Here is a 3916-nt window from a genome sequence, read left to right as displayed (position 1 = left end):
CAGCGCATCGTCTGCCTGGCCCAGCACCAGAACGCACTGGCCGCCTGACATGATCGCAAGCGCAGGCCACAAGGCGGGGGCAAGGCTCTGCTTTTCAAGCACCTTGGGCTGCAGGCCGACGGATTGCACCGCCTTGGCCAGCGTGTGCAGTGACAGATCGCCGGGCGTTTCCTGCCACAGAAAGGCGGCGACATCGCTGACGGGCACATCGCTGCCCTTCAGGGCGGCAAGAGTGGCGATCAGGCTTGCCCGGTGCTGGATGCGTGCGGCAGCCCCTTCCAGAAGGGAGCCAACCTCGGGCTGTGCGTCCTGCGGCTTGGGCCGGTTGTCTGTCTTCGGCTTTATCTGCGTGTTTGGCCCGGGGGGCGCGGCAGGGGCCGGAGCCTTGGCGGGTTTGATCCTGTCCTGCGCGGCAGCTTTCGGCGCGGCAGCGGGAACGGCCCGCAGAACCGGCTTATTCCCGGGCGCGGGTTGAGGGCGGGGCGGCTTTTGCGTGGTGTCGGTCAAATCTTGTCCCCATCAGCCAGCAGCCCCAAGTCGCGCGCCAGTTCCAGCTGGATCAGCACCACTTCGAATTTCGCGTCGATATAGGCCTGCTCGCGGCGTACCAGCTCTTCATAGACCTGGATCACTTCCATTACCGGGCGCTGGCCGGCCTCGAATTGCTTCTGGAACAGCTCATATGTTTCGCGGCTGCGGCGCACCAGTGCGGAGGTTTCTCCCTCCTGCCGCTGATAGGAGGCGATCTGCTGCACTTGGCGGCTGTAGGCGCGCCGGGCGGCTTCCTCAGCTTCGCCCACCTGACGCTTGGCGGCTTCCTTTGAAGCTTCCAGAGCCTGAATCGCAGCAGGTGTGCCCAACCCCAGCGGCTGTCCGGTGCCTAGGGTAACACCGGCACCGGAGCCGTCCGTGGTTACATTTCCAGCCGCGGAAATTTGCGGCAGGAGCCCGGCGCGGCCGGATTTGGCCTGGGCAATGGTGCGCTCAGCCTCGGCGCCGGCTTTGAGCACCGACAGGAACTGGCCCTGTTCGGGCGGTGTGCCGATTGACAGATGCGAGGGCTTTTGGTCGAAACTTTGTCCTGTCATTGCATGCAATTCAGCGCGGGCAGTGGTTGCTGCGTCCCGGGCGGTGGCAGCAGCGGTGCGGATGCCGCTGATTTTGCTGTCCACCACGTTGAGGTCGGCGCGGTCGGAGACACCTCCATCGACGCGACCCTGCACAATCCGGCGGAACTCCTGCATCCTGCGCAGGGCGCGGTCGCCATAGGCCGCCTTCTCGTCTCCGCGCAGCGCGGCAGCATAAAGCCCGACAGCAGTTTCCACCCGGCTGTTCATGTCCTGAGACAGGCTGACGGCGGCGACTTCCACATCGGCGGCGGCAAACTCGCGCTCTGCCTTACGGCGGCCGTTGTCAAACAGCACCTGTTCGATCAGCAGTCCGGCGACCAGATCGCCAAGGTCGGTCAGACTGACTGACGGCCCCAAGGTCGGAAACCAGTTCTTGGACGCAGCCTCGGCCCGAAGCTTGGCACTGATCAGTTCCGCCTCCGCCGCGCGGGAGGAGGCGCTGATAGCGGCCGTAGCAACCTGCTCGTAGACGCTGTCTTCTGCCAGCAGCGAGCGGCGCTCCATTAATGCGCTGATCACCTCTGAGGTGGTCTCGCCGGTTTGTGTGAAATTGCTGCGCGGTCCGCTGCCTTGCGCATCGTCAAAGGAAGCCGGTGCGCAAGCCGATAGGCTGCACATCGCTGCGATGGCGCAAAGAAAGCGTCCCGGTTGCATCCTGCCCGTTGCCCTTTTGTTCAAGGCTTTTCATATCTTGGGCCCGGCGGCAGACTGCGCCGCCGGGCCAGTAGATCAGATCACGGTGTTGACGTCTTCATCGACCAGGATCGTAGTTCCGTCATCACCCAACGTGTAGACATCGTAAGTTTCACCGTCGATGGTTTGGCTGCCGTTGGCGGTCGCGCCACTGATGGTCAGCGTGTCATCCAAGCCGCCATGCACGGTCAGCGTGTCGGAATTCCCTGAAAGCGCGTTGATGTCAGTCTCAGTGAGGATCAGATTGACGTTATCTGCATGAACCAAGTTCAGTTCGTCTATGTTAAACTGCGACAGGCCGGCGTGATCCAGAATGGTGGCATCAGCTCCGTCTTCAAACACAACCATTGTGCTTGAGCTGTTGCCTGCATCATCAATGCGGTTCACAACCAGGTTCGACCCGTCCGGCACCGTCTCATCAAAGCTGAAAAGGGTGCTGCCGCCACCAAGATTGGTAGAGGTTCCTTCTATGTCCTCCACGGCTCCGCCGCTCGTCAGCTCATGCGCGGTATCACTGTCCTCATAGTCATCGCTGAAGAAGCCGGTGACACCGGCGCCTGTGTCGATGATATTTCCGACATTCGGCGCGTCGTAGTCCGTATCGACCTCAAAGGTCTCGGTCAGGGTTGCGGTGTTACCTGCCGGGTCAGTTGCAGTGATTGTCGCGCTGCTGCTGTAGGTTCCTTCGGGCAGATCGTCTGCGTCGAACGCCACGCTCCAGTTGCCACTCGAATCCACGCTTGCACTGCGGGTCAGGCCTTCGATGGTGACGTCGACCGAAGAGCCGGGCTCGACGGTTCCGGTCAGGGTCAGCCCTGCAGCGCGTTCGGCGATGTTGACGATGTCATCACTGGTGATGCTGTCTGCCTCAAACGGCACCACTTCCGTGTCGATGGTCAGGGTGTCTGTGATTTGAGCTGTGTTGCCGACAGCATCCGTTGCTGTGACGGTGACATCTGCTTCATAGCTGCCTTCAGGGATGTCAGAGGCCGCGAAGTCGACAGTCCAGTTGCCGCTGCCGTCTACGGTTGCGGTTTCGGTGGCGCTGCCCAGTTGCACAACCACTGTTGAACCCGGCTCAACGGTGCCTGTCAGGGTCACGCCGTCGCTGTGCTCGTCTTCGTTGACGACGCCGTCGCCTTCGACGCTGGCTGTATCCACGGTGAGCGGATCTACCAGTGTGTCCACACGCAGATCTGCGGTGGCCGTTGCTGTATTGCCTGCAGCATCGGTGGAGGTGACGCTGACAGTGGTGTCATATTCACCGGAGGGCAGGGAGCCTGCTTCGAACTCTGCGGCCCAGTTGCCGCTGGAATCCGCGGTCGTCGTGCGGGTCACGCCTTCGACTGTGACGCTGACCGTGGCGCCCGCTTCGGCAGTGCCGGTCAGAGTCACCCCGGCGGTGGCCTCTGCATTGCTCACAATGTCATCACCACCGGCCTGGTTCGCATCAATCGCCACCGCAGTAATGGTGTCCACCCGTACCGTTCCGGTGACGGTTTCGGTGTTGCCATAGGCATCGGTCGCCGTGGCGGTTACGTCAGCGTCGTATTCACCCGACAGGATCTCGGATGCTGCAAAATCGGCGCTCCAAGTGCCATCGCTTGCGGCGGTAACCGTGCGCGTCACTCCCTGGAAGGTGACGTCAACGGTTGCGCCAGCTTCAGCGGTGCCTGTGAGAGTCACCCCGTTTGCGGCCTCTGCACCATTGATCATGTCATCGCCGCCGGCCTGGCCATCATCAATTGAAACTGCAGTCTCGGTATCGATGCGGATGGTGGAATTCGCCGTTGCCGTGTCGCCGGAGGCGTTTGTCGATGTGACGCTGATCGGCGCATCGTACTCGCCGCCGGTAATTTCGGAAGCCGCGAAGTCGGCGCTCCAGATACCGTCATCGGTGGCGGTCACAGTCCGGGTTACGCCCTGAAAGGTCACTTCCACAGTGGAACCGGCTTCTGCGGTGCCTGTCAGGGTCACCCCGGATGCAGCCTCGGAACCGCTGATTGTATCATCGCCGCCAGCCTGACCGCTGTCGATAGTTACAAAGGTGTTGCCGTTGGAGCCGCCTCCACCGCCACCGCCACCACCGCCGC

2 protein-coding genes and 1 pseudogene are annotated in these 3916 nt (G+C 62.1%); all 3 read right to left on the bottom strand.

Going from position 1 to position 3916, the window contains the following annotated elements:
- A pseudogene (locus RA26_RS23265) lies at positions 1-507 on the bottom strand (ABC transporter ATP-binding protein); the annotation flags it as partial.
- Positions 504-1784 carry a TolC family protein gene (locus tag RA26_RS19985; protein ID WP_039186870.1) on the bottom strand — a complete coding sequence of 427 codons (1281 nt, stop codon included), beginning with the start codon at positions 1782-1784 and terminating at the stop codon, positions 504-506. The pseudogene RA26_RS23265 and the gene RA26_RS19985, both read right to left, overlap by 4 nt.
- 75 nt (positions 1785-1859) lie before the next feature.
- Positions 1860-3916: beta strand repeat-containing protein (locus RA26_RS19980; RefSeq protein ID WP_052272501.1), on the bottom strand; the 2057-nt coding region annotated here is incomplete at its 5' end.

Origin of the sequence: Leisingera sp. ANG-M7, from assembly GCF_000813965.1 — a bacterium.
In the GTDB taxonomy this organism is placed as follows: Bacteria; Pseudomonadota; Alphaproteobacteria; order Rhodobacterales; family Rhodobacteraceae; genus Leisingera.
The sequence above is the reverse complement of the archived record's forward strand: the minus strand, read 5'-3'. Positions and strand labels throughout refer to the sequence as shown.